This window comes from Kitasatospora sp. NPDC057904 (assembly GCF_042887925.1).
Lineage (GTDB): Bacteria > Actinomycetota > Actinomycetes > Streptomycetales > Streptomycetaceae > Kitasatospora.
On record NZ_JBHVOL010000008.1, the window covers coordinates 340,799 to 359,572 of the forward strand.

General features: G+C 75.0%; 20 protein-coding genes. 8 read left to right on the forward strand and 12 right to left on the reverse strand.

The window, feature by feature from the left end; genetic code table 11:
- Positions 1 to 13: 13 nt before the first annotated feature.
- Together ACFVSN_RS22490 and ACFVSN_RS22495 are read right to left on the reverse strand one after the other, a co-directional pair.
- Positions 14 to 433, reverse strand: a complete 420-nt coding sequence (locus ACFVSN_RS22490) for a molybdopterin-binding protein (RefSeq protein ID WP_380437417.1) — start codon at positions 431 to 433, stop codon at positions 14 to 16.
- Between the two features lie 226 nt (positions 434 to 659).
- On the reverse strand, positions 660 to 1,802 hold the full coding sequence (locus ACFVSN_RS22495) for a hypothetical protein (RefSeq protein ID WP_387593148.1): 1,143 nt from the start codon (positions 1,800 to 1,802) through the stop codon (positions 660 to 662).
- 89 nt (positions 1,803 to 1,891) lie between these two features.
- On the opposite strand from ACFVSN_RS22495, the gene ACFVSN_RS22500 reads away from it, so the two are divergent.
- Together ACFVSN_RS22500 and ACFVSN_RS22505 are read left to right on the forward strand one after the other, a co-directional pair.
- On the forward strand, positions 1,892 to 2,410 hold the full coding sequence (locus ACFVSN_RS22500; protein ID WP_359974278.1) for a GNAT family protein: 519 nt from the start codon (positions 1,892 to 1,894) through the stop codon (positions 2,408 to 2,410).
- Between the two features lie 272 nt (positions 2,411 to 2,682).
- Positions 2,683 to 3,720 (forward strand): sphingomyelin phosphodiesterase, encoded by a 1,038-nt coding sequence (locus tag ACFVSN_RS22505; protein WP_380496912.1) that lies wholly within the window; start codon positions 2,683 to 2,685, stop codon positions 3,718 to 3,720.
- Between the two features lie 99 nt (positions 3,721 to 3,819).
- On the opposite strand, the gene ACFVSN_RS22510 is transcribed toward ACFVSN_RS22505, so the two are convergent.
- Complete coding sequence (locus tag ACFVSN_RS22510) at positions 3,820 to 4,848, reverse strand: LacI family DNA-binding transcriptional regulator (protein ID WP_387593145.1); 1,029 nt, start codon at positions 4,846 to 4,848, stop codon at positions 3,820 to 3,822.
- Positions 4,849 to 5,016: 168 nt separating this feature from the next.
- Here ACFVSN_RS22510 and ACFVSN_RS22515 point away from each other — a divergent pair, with 168 nt between their 5' ends.
- Positions 5,017 to 5,967, forward strand: a complete 951-nt coding sequence (locus ACFVSN_RS22515) for a DUF4436 family protein (RefSeq protein WP_387593143.1) — start codon at positions 5,017 to 5,019, stop codon at positions 5,965 to 5,967.
- Positions 5,968 to 6,013: 46 nt separating this feature from the next.
- On the opposite strand, the gene ACFVSN_RS22520 is transcribed toward ACFVSN_RS22515, so the two are convergent.
- A complete protein-coding gene (locus ACFVSN_RS22520; RefSeq protein WP_387593140.1) occupies positions 6,014 to 7,192 on the reverse strand; it encodes an alpha-hydroxy-acid oxidizing protein in 1,179 nt (392 codons plus the stop codon).
- Positions 7,193 to 7,303: 111 nt separating this feature from the next.
- Positions 7,304 to 8,167: a MurR/RpiR family transcriptional regulator gene (locus tag ACFVSN_RS22525; protein WP_387593137.1), complete on the reverse strand. Its 864-nt coding sequence runs from the start codon at positions 8,165 to 8,167 to the stop codon at positions 7,304 to 7,306.
- Positions 8,168 to 8,229: 62 nt separating this feature from the next.
- On the opposite strand from ACFVSN_RS22525, the gene ACFVSN_RS22530 reads away from it, so the two are divergent.
- Positions 8,230 to 9,084, forward strand: coding sequence for an EamA family transporter (locus ACFVSN_RS22530; RefSeq protein ID WP_387593134.1), 855 nt, complete (start codon positions 8,230 to 8,232; stop codon positions 9,082 to 9,084).
- Positions 9,085 to 9,119: 35 nt separating this feature from the next.
- Here the strand turns inward: ACFVSN_RS22530 and ACFVSN_RS22535 are convergent, their stop codons facing one another.
- The 5 genes from ACFVSN_RS22535 to ACFVSN_RS22555 all read right to left on the reverse strand — a co-directional run bounded on the left by ACFVSN_RS22535 (position 9,120) and on the right by ACFVSN_RS22555 (position 14,189).
- Positions 9,120 to 9,893, reverse strand: a complete 774-nt coding sequence (locus ACFVSN_RS22535; RefSeq protein WP_387593131.1) for a GNAT family N-acetyltransferase — start codon at positions 9,891 to 9,893, stop codon at positions 9,120 to 9,122.
- 233 nt (positions 9,894 to 10,126) lie between these two features.
- Positions 10,127 to 11,221, reverse strand: a complete 1,095-nt coding sequence (locus ACFVSN_RS22540; protein WP_387593128.1) for a WD40/YVTN/BNR-like repeat-containing protein — start codon at positions 11,219 to 11,221, stop codon at positions 10,127 to 10,129.
- A gap of 162 nt (positions 11,222 to 11,383) precedes the next feature.
- Complete coding sequence (locus tag ACFVSN_RS22545; RefSeq protein WP_387593125.1) at positions 11,384 to 12,826, reverse strand: dihydrolipoyl dehydrogenase family protein; 1,443 nt, start codon at positions 12,824 to 12,826, stop codon at positions 11,384 to 11,386.
- Positions 12,823 to 13,269 carry an OsmC family protein gene (locus tag ACFVSN_RS22550; RefSeq protein ID WP_387593122.1) on the reverse strand — a complete coding sequence of 149 codons (447 nt, stop codon included), beginning with the start codon at positions 13,267 to 13,269 and terminating at the stop codon, positions 12,823 to 12,825. The genes ACFVSN_RS22545 and ACFVSN_RS22550 overlap by 4 nt, the downstream gene beginning before the upstream one ends.
- Before the next feature lie 185 nt (positions 13,270 to 13,454).
- Entirely contained in the window at positions 13,455 to 14,189 is a 735-nt protein-coding gene (locus ACFVSN_RS22555; RefSeq protein ID WP_387956450.1) for an alpha/beta fold hydrolase, read from the reverse strand.
- Between the two features lie 353 nt (positions 14,190 to 14,542).
- On the opposite strand from ACFVSN_RS22555, the gene ACFVSN_RS22560 reads away from it, so the two are divergent.
- A complete protein-coding gene (locus ACFVSN_RS22560; protein ID WP_387956469.1) occupies positions 14,543 to 15,493 on the forward strand; it encodes a helix-turn-helix transcriptional regulator in 951 nt (316 codons plus the stop codon).
- Between the two features lie 8 nt (positions 15,494 to 15,501).
- On the opposite strand, the gene ACFVSN_RS22565 is transcribed toward ACFVSN_RS22560, so the two are convergent.
- Complete coding sequence (locus ACFVSN_RS22565; protein WP_387593117.1) at positions 15,502 to 15,891, reverse strand: thioredoxin family protein; 390 nt, start codon at positions 15,889 to 15,891, stop codon at positions 15,502 to 15,504.
- Positions 15,892 to 16,089: 198 nt separating this feature from the next.
- Between ACFVSN_RS22565 and ACFVSN_RS22570 the strand changes: the two genes are divergently transcribed.
- From ACFVSN_RS22570 to ACFVSN_RS22580, 3 genes are read left to right on the forward strand one after another with little or no spacing between them, the layout of a single operon-like run.
- The gene (locus ACFVSN_RS22570; protein WP_380503663.1) at positions 16,090 to 16,716 is read left to right on the forward strand and encodes a hypothetical protein; all 627 of its coding nucleotides are present in this window, start codon (positions 16,090 to 16,092) and stop codon (positions 16,714 to 16,716) included.
- Between the two features lie 33 nt (positions 16,717 to 16,749).
- Entirely contained in the window at positions 16,750 to 17,322 is a 573-nt protein-coding gene (locus tag ACFVSN_RS22575; protein WP_380437389.1) for a sigma-70 family RNA polymerase sigma factor, read from the forward strand.
- Complete coding sequence (locus tag ACFVSN_RS22580; protein WP_387956451.1) at positions 17,319 to 18,050, forward strand: anti-sigma factor family protein; 732 nt, start codon at positions 17,319 to 17,321, stop codon at positions 18,048 to 18,050. Before ACFVSN_RS22575 ends, ACFVSN_RS22580 begins: the two co-directional genes overlap by 4 nt.
- 44 nt (positions 18,051 to 18,094) lie before the next feature.
- On the opposite strand, the gene ACFVSN_RS22585 is transcribed toward ACFVSN_RS22580, so the two are convergent.
- The gene (locus tag ACFVSN_RS22585; protein ID WP_387593111.1) at positions 18,095 to 18,757 is read right to left on the reverse strand and encodes a hypothetical protein; all 663 of its coding nucleotides are present in this window, start codon (positions 18,755 to 18,757) and stop codon (positions 18,095 to 18,097) included.
- Positions 18,758 to 18,774 lie beyond the last annotated feature (17 nt).

Here is an 18,774-nt window from a genome sequence, read left to right on the forward strand (position 1 = left end):
GGGTGGCGGCCGCTCAGGCGGTCGCGAGCGAGATCTCGGTCGACTTGATCAGGGCCACGACCGACGAGCCGGCCGCGAGGCCCAGGTCGGCGGCGGCGTCGGCGGTGATCGCGGCGGTCAGCGCGCCGCCCGCGACGTCGACCTTGACCCCGGCCATCGCGCCGCCGGTGGCGACCTCGGTGACCGTGCCGGGGATCTGGTTGCGGATGCTCAGTCCGGCGACCGGACCGGTGGCCAGGGCGACCTCGGTGGACTTCACGAGGGCCTGGACGGAGCTGCCCGCACCCAGCCCGAGGTCCTTGACGGCGTCCACGGTGACCGCGGCGGTGAGCTCCTGGCCGGAGTCGAGGCGGACCTTGACGGTGGCCATCACCTCGCCGGTCGTGACGGAGCTGACGGTGCCGGGCAGCTGGTTGCGGATGCTGAGGCTCATGAGGGGTGCCTTCCGATCGTGCCCCCCGGGCGGGGGCGGGGGAGTTTCCGGCCGTGTCCAATCCCCACCTTACCGATCGGAAAACCGCAGGTCAGGCCGGGTTTGACGGTCCCTCTGGCGGCCCGTCGCAGCTGCCAGGACGATCACCTCCGAGCCCTCGCATCCGCCGCCCCGGGCCCGGTTCGGCGTTCGAACCGGGCCCGGGGCGACAACGGTGCGTCGCGCGCTACATGACCTGCTTCCGCGCCGCCTTCGGCCGGAGCTCCGGCGCCAGCGGCTGTGCGCCGGAGCGCTGGACGGCCGTGCCGCGGGCGAGGTCGAAGGCCGCCACCGGGTCCTCGGCGTCGGTCCACGGCGTGCTGCCGCACCACGGGCCGATCGCCCGGAACTGCTCCAGGGCGACGTCGTACAGCTCCGCCTGCATCGCGTAGTGCGCGAGCCGGTGCCGCAGCACCGGCATGCGCTCGTCGTCCGGCCGCACCTGAGCCAGGGCCTGAGCGACCCGCCGCAACCGGGCCTTGCCGTCGCCGCTCGCCAGCACCGGCGCGTGGGTCTCGCGCTTCTCCAGCTCGCTCAGCGCGTGCAGGTAGATGCCGGGCAGCGGGCTGCCGGCCGGGGCGGTGTCCATCGCGCGCTCGGCGAAGGCCGTCATCCGCTCGTCCGAGCCGAACCACTTGGCGCACCAGTACTGCATGCCCTGCCAGTGGGCCTCGTAGTGGTGCGGAGCCCGCTCGGCCAGTCCGCGCCACAGCTCCTCGAACTGCTCCGGCTCGTACTGCGCACCGCGCGCGGTGGTCACCATGACCACCCAGGGCGCCGGGTTGGCCGGGTCGAGCAGCGAGGCCCGCTTGGCCGCCTCGATGGCGGCGGGCAGTATCGAGCGGAAGGCGTTCATGTCCTCCTCGGGCACCTCGTGCGCGTACTTGGTGCCGCGGATCGCCCACGCCGCGTGGACCATCCGGTTGGCCTCCAGCGTCGCCGCGTCGCAGTTGCCCGGGTCGGCCGCGCGCCAGGCCTTCAGCCAGCCGTCGTCCTCGCCGGCGATGGAGTCCAGCAGCGACAGCCGGGTCCAGCGTTCGTCCCAGTCCTGCCCGGCGGCCGCGACGTACGCGGCGGCCGGCTTCCAGTTGCCGCTCCAGGCGGCGTCGGCTATCGCCTGGGACTCCTTGCGGAGGTGCGGGGCGCGCGGCGGGCCCGAGCGCCGGGGGTCGAGCCGGTCGCGCGGGACGAGTCCGTAGGCCGCCGCGTCGTAGTCGATCCGTGCCGGTGCCGGTGCCGCGGCCTCGGGCCGCGCGGTCCGGGACTTCAGGGCCTTGCTGATCACCGTGGAGACGGCGATGACCAGCAGGAGGAGGATGAGGTGTGTCACGGCGGAGCATCATCCCTGGTCGCGGGGGGTGCGGGCAACGCCCTTCAAACCACTCGCCCGACGCCCGTTTCCGTGCCAACATGCCGCATATGGGGACGATCCTGCACGGCACCCTCGTCACGCTCAGGCCCGCCACCGGGGACGACATCCCGGCGCTGGCGGCGATCCGCGGCACGCCCGAGGTCTACGCCCGCTGGCGCGGTGGCGAGGACCTCGTGGACGAGGTCGCCACCGACCTCGAATCGCCCGACACCGAGACCCTCGCCGTCGAGCTGGGCGGCAAGGTGGTCGGGGCCATCCAGTGGTACGCGAACAACGACGACGACTACCGCCACGCCGGCATGGACCTCTACCTCGACCCGGGTGTCCACGGCCTCGGCCTCGGCACGGACGCGGTCCGCACCCTCGCCCGGCACCTCGTGCGCGACCACCACTACCACCGGCTGATCATCGATCCGGCCGCCGACAACGCCGCCGCGATCCGCTGTTACGAGAAGGTCGGCTTCCGGCCCGTCGGCACCATGCGCCGCTACGAGCGCGGCCCGGACGGCACCTGGCACGACAACCTCCTGATGGACCTGCTGGCGGAGGAACTCGTCGACGGCTGACGGGCCGTGCGGCCGTCGACGGGGCGTCAGCCGGCGGTGGTGCAGCGGGCGGCGCGGCTCGGCGGACGTGCAGGAGCCGCAAGGGTGTGACGTGCAGGAGCCCCAAGGATGTACAGACATCTCGTCGTACATCTGGTCAGGGCTGTACAGACATCTCGCGTTCTTCCCGATGTACCGGGCAGTAGCTACCGTTCCGCTGCCATCCCCGAGCGGCCGTGACCCCTTCGGCCGCCGGGATCCGCAGGGTAGACGAATCCCCCAGGAGAACGCCCATGCTCTCGCGTCGCACGGCCACCGCCCTCACCTCGGCGGCCGCCGCCGCACTGCTGCTCGGCGGCACCGCCCCGACGGCCGTCGCCGGCACCCAGGCGGCCCCGGCCACGCTGTCCGTCTTCGCCTTCAACGTCGACCTCGGCACCGCCGTCGTCGACAGCACCCAGAACGAGCAGGCCGCCCGCCGCACCCCGGTGATCGAGCAGATCGTCCGTCAGCACGACGCGGACGTCGTGATCCTGGACGAGCAGTTCAACAACAGCTCGACCGCCGACATCAACGCCAAGCTCGCCGACCTCTACCCCTACCGCACCCCGGTGGTCGGCCAGACCTGCTCCGGCGGCGGCTGGACCGGCATCAGCGGCAACTGCTCCAGCTCGTGGTTCGTCATCAACGGCGGCACGATGATCCTCTCCAAGTACCCGATCACCGCCCAGTACGCCCACGTCTTCAGCAACTCGACCTACGGCACCTGGGACTACCACGCCAACAAGGGCGCCGCGCTGGTCCGGGTGAACAAGAACGGCTCCACCGCGTGGGTCGTCGGCACCCACCTCCAGGCCGACGAGTCGGACACCTCCACCGACACCACCCAGGCCACCCGGCTCGGCCAGCTCGGCGAGATCCGCAGCTGGGTCAACGGCATCGCCGGCACCGGCGCGCCGGTCCTGATCGGCGGCGACCTCAACGTCGAGTACTTCCACGGCCAGGCCCGCGGCGACTACGCCAACGCCCAGTACGCGGTGGACGGCGTCCTCGGCACCCCGGCCACCGACCCGAACCAGACGCTGAACACCATGGACTGCCCGGCCTCGGCCTGGTGCCAGTACATGTCCGGCGTCGAGACCTTCCCGAAGGACTACCGGGACGACCTCGACTACATCGGGTACCTCAACGCCCCCGGCCGTCCGGTGCCGTCCGCGATGTCCACCGTGCGGGTCGACTTCGACCCGCAGGCGGGCTGGACCCCGGGCCAGGTCGACACCAACGCGCCGAGCGACCACTACCCGGTCGAGGCCACCTTCCAGCTGAACTGACCACCGCGCCTCGGGAGTTCCCCGCCCGCACGCCCCCTCCGGCGGTCGCCCATCGGCCGCCGGACGGGCTCGGGCCGGACGGGCTCAGGTCGGACGGGCTCAGGCCGGGCCGGACGGGTTCGGGCAGCCGCACGAGCGGCGCAGCACCAGCCGGGCCGGGAACGTCCGCGCGCCGGTGACCCGCCCCTCGGCGCCGCCGAGCACCAGGTCCACCGCGGCCCGGGCCATCTCCTCTTGTGCCGTCCCGACGGTGGTCAGCGCCGGGCCGGCGATCACCGCCTCCGCGATGTCGTCGAACCCGGCCACCGCGAGCTCCTCCGGCACCCGTATCCCGAGGTCGTCGGCGGCCCGCAGCAGGCCTATCGCCTGGTCGTCCGTCGCGCAGAACACGGCGGACGGACGGTCCGGCCGGGCCAGCAGCCGCAGCGCCTCGGCGTGCGCGCGCACCCGGTCGAAGGGCGCGGGGACGAGTCGGCCCTCGGCGGGGATCCCGGCGTCGGCCAGTGCGGCGGCCCACCCGACGGTGCGGGCGGAGACGGGGTCGGCCGGGCTGAGCGAGAAGGTGCCGCCGAAGCAGTGCACCCCGGGGTGCCCGTGGCCGAGCAGGTGGCGGACCACCTCGGCGGCGCCGCCCTCGTCGTCCGCGACCACGGCCACGCCGCGGGCCGTCTCGGCGCGGTGGTGCAGGAGCACGACGGGCGTCCCGTCGGTCGCGTCGAAGCCGCTGACGCCGGGGCCGGCCGGGTCCTGGGTGACCAGGACCAGGCCGTCCACCTGCATGCCGAGGAAGGCGCGGATGTAGTGCGCCTCGCGCTCGTCCGCGTAGTCCGAGTTGCCGATCAGCAGCAGCCGGCCGCGCTCGGCGGCGGCCTGCTCGACCTGGTGGGCGAGGCCCGCGAAGAAGGGCTGGCGGGCGTCCGGGACGACCATCCCGATCAGGTCGGTGCGCTGGCGCGCCATGGCCTGCGCGACCCGGTTGGGCCGGTACCCCAGCTCCTCGACGGCCGCGAGCACCTTCGCGCGCGTGGCCGGTGCCACCGGACGCGGCCCGTTGTTGATCACATAACTCACGACGGCCGTGGACGTCCCCGCCGCCCTCGCCACATCGTCCCGCGTCACCCTCGCCATGCCAGCGAGCCTACACACCGCCTCGGACAGTGACCTTTCCGTGATCGGGGGGAGATCCGCCCGCCCCGGTAGGGTGAATTCCGCTTGCGGGCCGTGACGCCCGGCGCCGACGGTGGCGGGACGGGGGCGTCCGCCCCCGCGCCACTCGACCGCCCCGCGAGGAGGCCGATGAACGCGTCGCCGCGCCTTCCGGGCCGTCCGCGGCGACCGGGCCGGCCCCGGGTGCGGATCCACGCCCGGTCCCGGGCCGCCGTCGAGCCGCCGGCCCGGACCCCGCGGGTGCGGCCGTGGCGGCCGGTCGTCGTCGTGGCGCTGATCGCGGCGCTGGTGGCGGCCGGGATCGGCCTCTACTTCGACGAGCGGTCGAGCCGTGAGCAGCCGCAGGCCGTCGGCAGCGCTACCACGCAGGACTTCCTGGAGCTGGACGTCGTCCTGCAGCGCGTCGACGCGACCGCCCTGACGCTGGCCGCCAAGGTCCTCGTCCAGCCGCACGGCGGCCTGGCGGCGCCGAACGGCCCGCTCGTGCCCGCGCAGGACGTGGTCGTCGAGACGACCTCCCTGGAGCAGGCCGCGCTGAAGTACCCGGCGAACCAGCAGATCAGCTTCAGCACGGTGGCGTTCAACCTGACCGACGGGCGGCTCTCGGACTACCCCTTCGACAGCTACCGCGCGCCGATCGGCTTCCGGGCGACCGTCGGCGGTCGTCAGGTGCCCGTCGTGCTGAACGTCCAGGAGGCGGACCCGTTCTTCGCCCTGCGCCGGAGCGGCCAGGAGAGCGAGGACGGCGCCGTGGAGGTCACCGAGCGGATCAGCCGCTCGCGCAGCACCTTCATCCTGGCCTGGTTCATGATCATCGCGATGTGGGCGCTGGGCCTGTCCGCGCTGGTCGCCGCCTTCCTGATCGTGCGGCAGCGGCGCGGGCTGGTCTGGCCCGCCCTGGGCTGGATGGCGGCGACGCTGTTCGCCCTCGTCGGCATGCGCAACGCGGCGCCGGGCGGTCCGCCGATCGGCTCGCTGCTGGACTACTCGGCCTTCTTCTGGGCCGAGGCGCTGGTCACCGCGAGCCTGACGATGGTGGTGGTCCGGGGGGTCCGGGTGGAGGGCCGGCACCCCACCTGACCGGCGCACCCCACCTGACCGGCCCCGCGCCCGCCGCGGCCGGGCCTCACAGCGGCCGCAGCGCCCCCTCTGCCCGCAGGTCGGCGATCGTGGGGTAGCCGTCCACCGCCATGATCAGGTCGGCCTCGGCGAGGATCGAGCGCAGCACGTGCACGATGCCGTCCGTGCCGCCGAGCGCGAGCCCGTAGGCGTACGGGCGGCCGACGGCGACCGCGGTGGCGCCCAGCGCGAGCGCCTTGACCACGTCGGCGCCGGTCCGGACGCCGGAGTCGAACAGCACCGGCAGCCCGTCGGCGGCCTCGACGACGCCGGGCAGCGCGGCGAGCGCCGGCAGTCCGCCGTTGGCCTGCCGGCCGCCGTGGTTGGAGCAGTAGACCGCGTCCGCGCCGCCGTCCTTCGCGCGGCGGACGTCCTCGGGGTGGCAGATGCCCTTGAGCACGATCGGCAGCTCGGTGATCGAGCGCAGCCAGGGAAGGTCGTCCCAGGTCAGCGGGTTGCCGAAGCCCTGCGTCCACTCCAGGACGGCGGCCCGCGGATCGGCCTCGGGCGGATTCGCCAGCCGGGCGCGGAAGACCGGGTCGGAGGTGTAGTTGGCGAGGCAGTGGCCGCGCAGCTGCGGGAAGTTGCCCGTCGCGAGGTCGCGGGGGCGCCAGCCGGTGATCCAGGTGTCGAGGGTGACGACGATGGCCTTGAACCCGGCGGCCTCGGCCCGGTGCACGAGGCTCTCGGCGAGCGCGCGGTCGGTCGGGGTGTAGAGCTGGAAGAAGCCCGGGGTGTCGCCGAACCCGGCGGCGACGTCCTCCATCGGGTCGACGGACAGCGTGGAGGCGATCATCGGCACACCGGTGCGGGCGGCGGCGCGGGCGGTGGCGAGGTCGCCGTGGCCGTCCTGGGCGCACAGGCCTATCACCCCGACCGGGGCCAGCAGCAGCGGCGACGGCAGGGTGAGGCCGAACAGGTCCACCGTGAGGTCCCGCCGGGCGGCGCCGACCATCATGCGGGGGACGAGCCCGTAGCGCTCGAACGCGGCGGTGTTCGCCCGCTGCGTGGTCTCGTCGCCGGCGCCGCCCGCGACGTAGGAGCGCACCGAGGGCGCCAGCGCGGCCTGCCCGCGCTCCTCCAGGTCGGAGGGGGACAGGGGCAGGGCGGGGAGGACGCCGAAGAGGCCGTCGAAGTAGATCTCGTTCTGGTAGTCGCCGAACTGCGCCTTGGCGTTCACGTCCACGCGCTCTGCCGTCCTCTCGGAACCGGGGCAAGGGGCCGGGGCCGGCCACCCGCTCACCGTGCCCGGGTGGCGGCCGGATTTCCAGACCCCCGGGTGCGCGTGGCCGGACGCTCAGTACAGCTGGCGCCCCATGACGTCGGCCGACAGCTCCAGCGCCCGCTCGGCGCGCGGGCCGCGCACCGCGAGCAGGGCCGCGGTGAGGGCGTCGACGACGGCCAGGTGGGCGATCCGGCTGGCGGTCATCTCCAGCCCGAACACCAGGTCCTGCCCGCCCGCGAGGAGGATGTGGGTGGCGGTTTCGGTGAGCGGGGAGCGGGCGTAGCTGGTCAGGGCCAGCACGGCGGCGCCGGCCTCGCGGGCGCGGCGGGCCGCCTCGACGACGACGGGCGTGGCGCCGCCGTGGCTGACGACCAGGCAGACGCCGGTGGGCGTGAGCTGGGCCGCGGCGATCTGGGCGGTGAGCGAATCGGCCGGGGCGTCGACCGCCAGGCCGAGCGCGCGCAGCCGGTAGGCGAGGTCGAGCGCGATGGCGCCGGAGATCCCGGAGCCGGCCAGGAGCACCCGGTCGGCGCCGTCCAGCAGCTCGGCGGCGGCCCGCAGGTCGGCCGGGGTGACGGTGGCGGCCACGCCGTCCAGGGCCTCCCGGGCCGCGCCCAGGGCGTCGGCGAGCGCGCGGGCGGCCGGGTCCCGCCGGTCGGCCGGGGCGGGGGCCGGGCGCGGGGCCTGCCGGGCGGCGGCGATCTTCAGCTCCTGGAATCCGCGGAAGCCGAGCCGCTGGCACGCCCGCACCACCGAGGACGGCGCGGTGCCGGCCAGCTCGGCGACGTCGCTCACGCTGAGGTGCACGAGGTCGGCGCCGCGGTCGAGGACGACCCGGGCGACGCGTGCCTCGGTGCCGCGCAGGTCGCCGAGCCGGGTGCGGACCAGTGCGGCCAGCTGGGACTCCAGCGGAGAAAATTCGGAACGCTCTTCCATGGATCCAGTGTACCGTGGAATTCCGTTCCAAGCCTGATGCTTCGTCGGAGGGGAGTCCCGCCATGCCGGAATCCGCGTCGGCCGTGCCCGTCGTCGTGCTCGCCGCGGCACTGCTGCACGCCGTCTGGAACGGTCTCGCGCACCGGATCCCGGACAAGCTGGTCGGCTTCGCGCTGATCAACCTGACGTACACCGCGTGCGCCGTCGTCCTGGTGCTGCTCAACCCGCTGCCGGCCGCCGCCAGTTGGCCCTACCTGCTGGCCTCGACGGTGGTCCAGACGGTGTCGACGGTGCTGCTCCTGCGGGCCTACCAGCTGGGGGACTTCGGGCAGATGTACCCGGTCGCGCGCGGATCGGCGCCGCTGCTGGTGGCGCTGATATCCGTGGCGGTGCTGGGCCGGCACCCGGGCGCGGGCGAGCTGTCGGGAGTCGCGGTGATCTCCTGCGGCCTGATCGGGCTGGCCTTCGCCAAGGGGGTGCCGGGGCGGGCGCAGCTGCCCGCGCTGGGGGCCGCGGCGGGCACCGGGGTGATGATCGCGCTCTACACGGTGCTGGACGGCAGCGGGGTCCGGCACGCCGGCACCGTCGGCGGCTACGTGGCCTGGCTGTTCCTGCTCCAGGGGCCGGCGCTCGTGCTGGTCGTGTGGCTGCGGCGCGGCCGCTCGCTGCTGGTCGGGGTCGGCCGGGTGGCGCCGCTCGGCATCGTGGGCGGCGTGCTCTCGCTGACGGCCTACGGGCTGGTGGTGTGGGCGCAGTCCCGGGGGGACCTCGCGACGATCGCGGCGCTGCGGGAGACGAGCATCGTGATCGCCGCGCTGATCGCCACGACGGTGTTCCGCGAGCGCCTGGGCCGGCTGCGGCTGACGGCCAGCGTCACCGTGCTGGCCGGGATCGTGGTGCTGGAGCTGGCCCGGTGACGGGTCGCCGGGGGCACGGCGGCTGCCGGTGGCGGTCAGCCGGCCGCCGGGGCGCCGCCCGGCACGATCACGGTCAGGGCCGTGTGCACCAGGGCGAAGCCGAGCCGCTCGTACACCCGGCGGGCCGGGTTGCCCTCGGTCACGGTCAGCTGCACCTCGGCGAGCCCGCGGCGGGCGCAGTCCGCGACGGCCCGGCGCAGCAGGTCGGTGCCGAGCCCGGGGTAGCCGCGCCCGGGGTGGCGGAAGACCTCGCCGACCCACGGCACACCGGCCCGGTCGGTGAGCACGACGCCGCCCACCACCCAGTCGTCCGCGTCCACGGCGAGCAGGCTGGCGGGCAGCACGGGCCCGATGGCCGTGCCGGCGAGCAGCGGGGCGAGCCGTTCGGCCAGCGCCCGGCGGTCGTCGCCCGCGAACCGGTCCACGTGTCCGGGGGCGAACGCGGCCCGCCACGCGTCGAACAGCTCCTCGGGCGCGCGGTCGCAGGGCGCCGCCCGCAGGCCGTCCCGCAGTGGCGCGTCCGTCCAGTCGGCGGGCGGCGGGTCGGCCACCAGGTCGCGCCGCAGCGAGTGGGCGTGCCGCAGCGGCGTGGCGCCGCGCGCCAGCAACTCCCGGCCGAACTCGGCGGATCCGGAGACCGCCCACCCCGGCATGGTGTCGCGCACGAACTCCACCGGGTCCACCCCGCCGGATCCGTCGAGGACTTCGAGCAGGTCGGCCCACGGCAGGCCCTCCCGCTCGCCCCGCCGGTACCGCACCACCGGCACCCCGTCGGAGGTCCGCCCGATCACCCAGTCCGTCTCCGCCACGCCTGCCCCATCGTCGAGATCGTTCGTGTTCCGGCCATACTGACCAGCCCGGACGACCGGGGGCAACGGTTTGTTCCGAATACAGGCTTCGTGCAGGCCCTCTGTCGGCCTCGTACCGGCCTCGTACCGGCCTCGTACCGGCCCCGTTCCGGCCGCGTGCCGGCCGCGTGCCGGCCCCGTTCCGGCCGCGTGCCGGCCGCGTGCCGGTGTTCCGGGCCGACGGCGGCCCTGCGTCAGGAGATCACGGCCGCGCGCACGCACAGCACGTCGGGCAGGTGGGACTTGAGCAGCGTCCAGCTGTCGCCCTCGTCGTGGCTGGCGTACACGTCACCGGTGCGGTTGCCGAAGTAGATGCCGGCCGGGTCGGCGTCGTCGGTGCGCAGGGCGTCGCGCAGCACGATGCCGTAGTGGTCCTCGCCGGGCAGGCCGTCGGCGAGCGGCTGCCAGCTGTCGCCGGCGTCCTCGGTGCGGAAGACCCGGCAGCGGCGGCCGGGCGGGATGCGGTCGCCGGAGCCGCCGAGCGGGAACAGGTAGGCGGTGTCGCCGCGGCGCGGGTGCGCGGCGATCGCGAAGCCGAATTCGGCGGGCAGCCCGTCGACGATCGTCCGCCAGCTCGCGCCCCAGTCGTCGCTGCGGTACACGCCGCCGTGGTTCTGCAGGTAGAGGCGGTCGGGGTGGACCGGGTCCGGGGCGATCTTGTGGACGCACTGGCCGAACTCCGGGTACTGGCTCTCCTCGGGGAAGAACTCTGCGCGCAGACCGGTGTTGGACGGCTCCCAGCTCTCGCCGCCGTCCTTGCTGCGGTAGACGCCGCCGCTGGAGACGGCGACCAGGAGCCGCTGCGGGTCGCGCGGGTCGGTGAGGATGGTGTGCAGGCCCTGGCCGCCGTAGCCGGCGCCCCACTGGGAGCGCTGCGGGTGGTCCCACAGGGCCCGGACGAGGGCGAAGGTCTCGCCCCCGTCCTCGGAGCGGAACAGCGCGGCCGGTTCGGTGCCCGCGTACACGACGCCGGGCGCCTCGGGCCCGGCGGGCTGGAGCTGCCAGACCCTGGTGAGCGAGGCGCCGGTGCCCTCGGGGAAGCGGATCGCGGGCTCGGCGGGCTCCTTCCAGCTGGTGCCGAGGTCGTCGGAGCGCCACACCGACGGGCCCCAGTGGCTGCTGTCGGCGCCCACCAGCAGCCGGGCGCGGCCCTCGCGGCGGTCCACGGAGACGGAGTAGATCGCGTTCATCGGGAAGTGCGGCCCGCTGAACTCCCAGCTCAGCCGGTCGCGGCTGCGGCCGAGAAAGAGGCCCTTCTCGGTTCCGACGGCCAACAGCACCTCGGTCATGCCAACACACCACCTGGTCACGAGAAACCGCCCCCCGGGACGTCCCCCGACTGCCAGTCTCCCGCCGTCCACCCGAGGTCACATCTCGCCGCGCCGAGCAGCGCCGAGCAGCGCCGAGCCGGTGACCTCGGGGGACGGCGGACGGAGGACGGGATCAGGCGCTCAGCCCCGGCAGCCCTCCAGGAGCCGCAGCCACACCTCGCTGATCGTCGGGTACGCGGGCACGGCGTGCCAGAGCCGGTCGATCGGCACCTCGCCGACCACCGCGACGGTCGCCGAGTGCAGCAGTTCGGCGACCGCGGGGCCGACCAGGCAGGCGCCGACCAGCACCTGACGATCCAGGTCGAACACCACCCGGGCCCGGCCGCGGTAGTCGTCTCCGTACAGCGAGGCCCCGGCCACGGCGCCGAGGTCGTGGTCGACGGCCTTGACCCGCAGCCCGGCCCGCTCGGCCGCCGCCAGGGTCAGGCCGACGGCGGCGACTTCCGGTTGCGTGAAGACGACCTGCGGCGCGCCGGCGCTGTCGGCCGACGCGGCGTGCGCGCCCCAGCGCGCGGTGTCCAGCTCGCGCCCCTGGGCCCGGGCCGCGATGGCCGCGCCGGTGATCCGCGCCTGGTACTTGCCCTGGTGGGTGAGCAGCGCCCGGTGGTTGACGTCCCCGGCGGCGTAGAGCCACTCGCCGGGCACACCGAGCACCGTGCAGCTGTCGTCCACCTCCAGCCAGTCGCCCGGCTTCAGCCCGACCTGCTCCAGGCCGATGTCCGCGGTCCGCGGGGCCCGCCCGGTCGCGTACAGCACCTCGTCGACGCTCAGCCGCTCGCGGTCCGAGAGCGTCAGCACGACCGGTCCGGAGTCGTCCGCCCGTTCCAGCGCGGTGACCTCCACCCCGAACCGGACGTCCACCCCGGCCTCGCGCAGGCCGTCGCCGACGAGCTCGCCCGCGAACGGCTCCATCCGCGGCAGCAGCCCGCCGCCGCGCACCAGCAGGACGACCTCCGCACCCAGCGCCCGCCACGCCGTCGCCATCTCCACGCCGACCACCCCGCCGCCGACCACCGCGAGCCGCCCGGGGACGGCGGGGGCCCCGGTGGCCTCCCGGTTGGTCCACGCCCGGGCCTCCGCCAGCCCCGGCACCCCGGCCGGCAGCACCGGGCGGCTGCCGGTGCACACGGCGACGGCGTGCCGGGCGGTCAGCACCCGCTCGCCGCCGTCCTCCGCCTCGACCGTCACGGTCCGTGCGCCGGCCAGCCGGCCGTGGCCGCGCACCAGCTCGATGCCGGTGTCGCGCAGCCACTTCACCTGGCCGTCGTCCCGCCAGTGCGAGGTGAAGGAGTCCCGCCGGGCCAGCACCGCGGCCGCGTCGAGCCGCCCCTCGCCGACGGCCTCGCGCGAGCCTGCCACCGCGCGGGCGTCGGCGAGCGCCGCCGCCGGGCGCAGCAGTGCCTTGCTCGGCATGCAGGCCCAGTACGAGCACTCGCCGCCGACCAGTTCGGCCTCGACGATCACCGTGCGCAGTCCGGCCGCGACCGTCCGGTCGGCCACGTTCTCGCCGGTCGGCCCGGCGCCCAGGACGATGACGTCGAACTCCTCGGGCGTGGTGGTCATGCGCGGTCCTCCGTCGTGTCGATGGTCACCCCGGACCCCAGGGCCAGCGTGACGGGCGTGCGCTCGCAGATGTCGAGCAGCCGGGCGCGCTGCGCTTCGTCGAGCGCCCCGGAGAGCGCGACCCTGCGGGTGATCCGCCCGCGCGCTCCGTTCGTCTCGTACCCGAGCCTGACTCGGACCGCATCCAGCGGCCACTCCTTGCGTTCGGCGTACATCCGCAGGGTGATCGCCGTGCACGAGCCGAGCGAGGCGAGGAGGAGGGCGAACGGTTCCGGGCCGCTGTCCGAGCCGCCGCGCCGCGCCGGCTCGTCGGCGGTCAGCGGGTGGGTGCCGGCCTTGACGTCGACGTGGTACGGCGCGTCGGTGGCGCTCCCGGTGACGACGGTGGTGGTGACCCGCTTGAACTCCGGCTCGGTGGTGGTGCCGGCGGGCTGTTCGCTCATGGGCGGTGCTCGCTCTCCGTTCGGGTCCGGTCTCCCTGCCGGACCGGCGCCGGACCGCGTGCCCGGCGCCGTGCCCATCCTGCGCCGACGCCCGCCGTCCGCGCAGGCGAACACGCGGACGGCGGGCGATCGAGCAGACGTTCAGCAGGTGGACGCGCGGCGCCGGGGGCGGCTCGGAGCGTCGCTCAGAGCGCCGCGAGTTCCGCCAGCACCGTGGCCGTGTCGGCCGGCCGGGAGAACATCGGCCAGTGCCCGGTGGGCAGTTCGCGCAGCTCCCAGTTCGGCCCGTCCAGCCCCGCGAACCACGGGTGGCCCGCCTCGATCATCGCGCGCACCTGGGCGAGCGGGAACGAGCAGGCCACCAGCGCCTGCGGCAGCGCGGCCCCGGCGCCGGTGAGCCGGAGCCGGTCCAGGTAGGCGCCGACGGGGTGCGGGGTGGTCCGCGCGCCGATCCGGGCGAGCATCGCCTCGTCCAGGCCCTCCGTGCTCGCGCCGTGCTCGGCGATGGCGCCCCAGGACGGCATCGGCAGCCGGCCGTCGACCACCGAGGCGTCGGCCCAGGCGCGGTAGTCGGGCTGCCACAGGTCGTACACCGAACTGCCGTCGACCATCGGCCCGCTGTCCAGGTAGACCACCCGGCGCACGCGTTCCGGCATCCGGTCGGCGATCCCGCCGACCGGGGCGCAGGCGCCGCTGTGCGCGACCAGCACCACGTCGTGCAGGTCCTCCCGAACCAGCAGGCCGGCCAGGTCGGCGATGTGGTCCTCCAGTCCGAAGTCGCCCTCCTCTCCGGCGCGTTCGGCGAGCCCGGGCAGGCTCACCGCGTACACCGCGTGCCCGGCCGCGCGCAGCGGCGCCGCGACCTCGTCCCACGCCCAGGCACCGAGCCAGAAACCGGGGACCAGTACGAACGTGCTCATGGTGGATCGCTCCTTCGCGTCGGCGGGAACCCGGGGGCCTGCCCCCGGCGCCGACGACTCTAGGATCGAATCCGGACAGAACCCGCCCGGATAAGAACGGGGGAACCGATGGACCACCCGGTCAGTCGCGTACCAAGGGCCTGTCGTCAGACTCCCGCCTGCCGGGCGACGCCGGGGCACGCGCCTCGCCGCGTTGTCGTCGGTCGCCCGATGTCCCCCAGCCTGGCGGCCGGGAGGTGCCCCCACCGCATCGCCTCCCTCCTCCGCCTTGCGATGCACGCACCCCAACGCCGCCCGGCCCGCCCTACGGGCGGACGACGGGAGTCTGACGACAGGCCCTGGCCCTGCTGGAACTGCTCCAGGACCACCCGGGCCTTACCGCCGCCGAACTCGCCGCCCGCCTGGACGTCGACGAGCGCACCGTCCGCCGCTACACCGCCCGCCTGGCCGACCTCGGCATTCCCGTGCGCGCCGACCGCGGCCGCTACGGCGGCTACCGCCTGCTGCCCGGCTACCGCCTCCCTCCCCTCATGCTCACCGCCGACGAGGCCGCCTCCGTCGTGCTGGGCCTCCTGGCCGGGCGCAGCACGGGCCTGACGGTGGGGGAGCGGGCCGCCGGGACGGCGCTCGCGAAGATCCGGCGGGTGCTGCCGCCCGCCCTGCGCGAGCGGATCGACACCGTCGAGCAGACCCTCGGCCTGACCGCCGCGCCCGCCGCCGGGCCGGGTCCGGCGGCCGCCGCACTGTTCACGCTGGCCGACGCGGCCCGCTGCCGGCGTCGGGTGCTGCTCGTCTACCGGGACCGCGAGGACCGGCCCAGCGAGCGGGAGTTCGACCCGTACGGCCTGGTCTTCCACTCGGGCCGCTGGTACACCACCGGGCTCGACCACCGCAGCGGCGAGGAGCGGACGTTCCGCCTGGACCGGATCGTCCGGGCCGAGCCGCGCGGGACCGGGTTCGAGCCGCCGGCCGACGTCGACCCGGTGCAGCGCGTCGTCGAGTCGCTGGCGGGGGTGCCGTGGACGCACCGGGTGGAGGTGGAGCTCGGGATGACGCTCGAAGAGGCGCGCAAGCGCCTGCCGCGCGCCGTCGGGACGGTCACCGAGCTGGCCGAGGGGCGCGTGCTGCTGCGCGCCCGGGCGCAGAACCTGGACGGCGTCGCCGTGCTGCTCGCGGGCCTCGGCCGCCCGTTCACCGTCCGCACGCCGGACGCGCTGCGCGACGAAGTGCGGGCGCTGGCGGCCCGGCTGGCAGCGTGGAGCGGGCCCGGGGAGGACGACTCCCCGGGCCCGCCCGGGAGTTGATCAGCAGGTCACGCCGTGCCCTGCGCCGCCTGCTCCTCGGCGACCTTGCGCTTCACCTCGGCCATGTCCAGCTTCCTGGCCTGGCCGATCAGGTCCTCGAACACCGCCTCCGGCATTGCGCCGGCCTGCGAGAAGACGAGCACGCCCTCGCGGATGATCGCCAGCGTCGGGATCGACTGGATCCCGAACGCGGACGCCAGCTCCTGCTGGGCCTCGGTGTCCACCTTGGCGAACACGAGGTCCTGGTGGCGCTCGGCGGCCATCTCGTACACCGGGGCGAACTGGCGGCACGGCCCGCACCACCCGGCCCAGAAGTCGATGAAGACGAAGTCCTTGCCCTCGGGGCCGGGGACGATGTCGTCGAAGTTCTCCTTGGTCAGCTCGACCGTGTTGCTCATCTCGCGATTCCTTCCCTTCCGGAGGAGGCGGTTCGGACCTGTGCACGCCACAACGGCACGCCGGCACGGCCTATTCCACCGCCCACTTCCACCGTTCTCTTCCACCGTCCTCCCCCGGTGCGGCGCCCCGGTGAGCAGCGCGCCGCCACCGTCCGTACAGAAGGGTGTCCACTCCGCCCCCGACCACGGGAGCCCACCATGCGCAGCAACCCCCGCACGCGGCGGGCCGCGCTGCTCGCCGCCTCCGGCCTCGCCGTGACCGCCCTCGTGGCCGGCTGCGGGTCCTCCGGCTCCGGTTCGAGCGCCAAGCCCAGCACCCCGAGCACCCCGAGCGCGCCGGCCGCGCCGAGCACCCCGGCCCCGGGCACACCGGCCCCGAGCCAGCCCCCGGCCGCCGGCGGCACGACCCTGCAGACCGCGACGGACCCCAAGCTCGGGACGATCATCACCGACGGCTCCGGCTTCACGCTCTACCGCTTCGACAAGGACGAGAGCAGCCCGCCGGACTCGTACTGCAACACCGGCTGCTCCTCGCTCTGGCCGCCCGAGCAGTCCACCGGAAACGTCACCGTCAAGGGCATCGACAGCAAGCTCGTCGGCTCCTTCACCCGCGACGACGGCACCAAGCAGGTCACCGTCAACGGCTGGCCGGTCTACCGGTACGCACCGGACACCAAGCCCGGTGACACGATGGGCCAGGGCTTCGGCGGCATCTGGCACGCGCTGACCCCGACCGGCGACAAGGCGGGCGTCGCGACCGGCACCACCCCGATGCCGAGCGCCCCGGCGACCCCGAAGCCCACCGCGCCGAGCAGCGGCTACTGACCCGTGACGACGTGACTCGCTCGGGAGGCAGGGGTGCGCAACGATGAAGTGGTGACCGAGGAGCACCCCCGCGGTGAGGCCGCCGCACGCGGGCCGGGGGCGTCGGACGAGGAGCTGATGCGCGCCCTGTACCGCGAGCACGCCGGTCCGCTCTACGGCTTCGTGCTCCACCTGGTCGCCGGCGACCGCCAGCGCGCCGAGGACGTCGTGCAGGAGACGCTCGTCCGGGCCTGGCGCAACATCCACAGGCTCGACCCGGCGGCCCGCTCGCTGCGCCCCTGGCTGGTCACGGTCGCGCGGCGGATCGTCATCGACGACCACCGCAGCGCGCTCGCCCGGCCCCGCGAGGTGGACGCCGCGCCGCTGGAGCTGATGCCCGCCGACGACGAACTCGACCGGGCCCTGCGGATGATGACCATCGCGGACGCCCTCGGCGACCTCTCGCCCGCCCACCGGGAGATCATCGTCGAGACCTATCTCAAGGGCCGCACCGCCAAGGAGGCGGCCGCCGAACTCGGCATCCCGGCCGGGACCGTCCGGTCGCGGGTGTTCTACGCACTGCGCTCGCTCAGGCTCGCACTGGAGGAACGGGGAGTGACATCGTGACCGACCGCCCCGACCCCGCCCCCGGCGGAGCCGACCACGTCGACGCCGGCGCGTACGTCCTCGGCCTGCTGGAGCCCGCCGAGCGCGCCGCGTTCGAGGAGCACCTGGCCGGGTGCCCGCAGTGCGCGGCGCAGGTCGCGGAGCTCGGCCCGGTCGAGCCCGTGCTGGCCGACTACGCTGCCTCGGCCGCGGCGCTCGGCCTCGATCCGGCCGGGCCGGCCCCGGGCCCCGACCCCGCCCTCCTGGACCGGCTGGTCGCCGAGGTCTCGGCCGGCCGGCGGCGGGGCCGGGTGCGGCGGCTGGTGCTGGCGCTGGCCGCGAGTGCGATGGTGGCCGCGGGCCCGGTGGTCACGGCTGCGGTGGTCAGCGGCAGCGCCACGCCCGCGGTGGTCGCCGTCGCGCAGCAGTTCTCCGCGACCGACCCGCAGACCGGTGCCCAGGCCGTCGTCGGAGTGGACGGCGTCACCTGGGGCAGCCGGGTGAGTCTCCAACTGTCCAATGTCCAGGGCCCGTTGACGTGCACCCTGGTCGCGGTCTCGCACGGTGGGGAGCGCCAGACGGTCACCACCTGGAACGTTCCGGCGGACGGCTACGGCGAGCCGGACAGCGGGGACACGCTGCACACCGGTGGGGGCACCGCGCTCCAGCCGGGCCAGATCGACCACTTCGAGGTGCGTGTCCAGGGCACCGGCGCCGTGCTCGTCTCCGTCCCGGCCCACCGGGCCTGAGCCCGTCGCACGCCAGGCCCGCCGCGATTCGGGCCCGTGGCGGTTCAGGCCCGCCGAGGCCAGTGCGGGCTGGGCGTGCCCTCGTCGGTCATGTGCGAGCGCCGCCAGATCCCGCGCCAGGCGCGCGGCGCGGACGGCAGGAGCTCCCGGTGCCGCTGCCCGCACGCACCGCACGGCCGGAGCACCAGCGCGCACGCCGGGCACACCTCGGCCGTGCCGTGCCCGGTCGGGACCGCCACCGCGGCCCCCTCGTCCCCGCAGGCCGGGCACCCGGGCAGCTCGGCACCGTCCAGCAGCGCGTTCTGCCGGCGGACGTAGTCGGGCAGCCGCAGCGCCGGATGGCGGAACGGGTCGTCGTACCAGGCCTCGTTCCCGACGCTGTCGTACCTCCGCAGCCACCACGGCCGCGGAGCCGGCACGGACCTGCGCCCGGCCCGCTTCTGCGCCCGGCGCTGCGCCGCGAACTCCGCCGCGCGCGCGAGCCATAGCGTCCGCGCCTCGTGCAGTTCCTCGACCGCGCGGACGAGCGCGTCCGGATCCGCCTCCAGTCGTCGCGGGATCCGGGCGCTCAGCGTGAGGTGGTGGTACGTCGCCCTGAACCCGTACGGCGCGAAGCAGGTGACGCACGTGCGCAGCGCCGCGTGCCGCCGCCGGACGGGGAGCCGGGCGTCGTGCACGAGGGCCCGGTGGGTGTGGAAGCTGGTCACGTCCTCGGTCCTCGGTT

Bases quoted from the DNA above. Each gene is read 5' to 3' on its own strand.
- ACFVSN_RS22555 (WP_387956450.1), bottom strand. From the start codon at position 14,189: ATGAGCACGTTCGTACTGGTCCCCGGTTTCTGGCTCGGTGCCTGGGCG.
- ACFVSN_RS22550 (WP_387593122.1), bottom strand. From the start codon at position 13,269: ATGAGCGAACAGCCCGCCGGCACCACCACCGAGCCGGAGTTCAAGCGG.
- ACFVSN_RS22530 (WP_387593134.1), top strand. From the start codon at position 8,230: ATGCCGGAATCCGCGTCGGCCGTGCCCGTCGTCGTGCTCGCCGCGGCA.
- ACFVSN_RS22545 (WP_387593125.1), bottom strand. From the start codon at position 12,826: ATGACCACCACGCCCGAGGAGTTCGACGTCATCGTCCTGGGCGCCGGG.
- ACFVSN_RS22525 (WP_387593137.1), bottom strand. From the start codon at position 8,167: ATGGAAGAGCGTTCCGAATTTTCTCCGCTGGAGTCCCAGCTGGCCGCA.
- ACFVSN_RS22500 (WP_359974278.1), top strand. From the start codon at position 1,892: ATGGGGACGATCCTGCACGGCACCCTCGTCACGCTCAGGCCCGCCACC.
- ACFVSN_RS22565 (WP_387593117.1), bottom strand. From the start codon at position 15,891: ATGAGCAACACGGTCGAGCTGACCAAGGAGAACTTCGACGACATCGTC.
- ACFVSN_RS22570 (WP_380503663.1), top strand. From the start codon at position 16,090: ATGCGCAGCAACCCCCGCACGCGGCGGGCCGCGCTGCTCGCCGCCTCC.
- ACFVSN_RS22540 (WP_387593128.1), bottom strand. From the start codon at position 11,221: ATGACCGAGGTGCTGTTGGCCGTCGGAACCGAGAAGGGCCTCTTTCTC.
- ACFVSN_RS22515 (WP_387593143.1), top strand. From the start codon at position 5,017: ATGAACGCGTCGCCGCGCCTTCCGGGCCGTCCGCGGCGACCGGGCCGG.
- ACFVSN_RS22510 (WP_387593145.1), bottom strand. From the start codon at position 4,848: ATGGCGAGGGTGACGCGGGACGATGTGGCGAGGGCGGCGGGGACGTCC.
- ACFVSN_RS22505 (WP_380496912.1), top strand. From the start codon at position 2,683: ATGCTCTCGCGTCGCACGGCCACCGCCCTCACCTCGGCGGCCGCCGCC.
- ACFVSN_RS22490 (WP_380437417.1), bottom strand. From the start codon at position 433: ATGAGCCTCAGCATCCGCAACCAGCTGCCCGGCACCGTCAGCTCCGTC.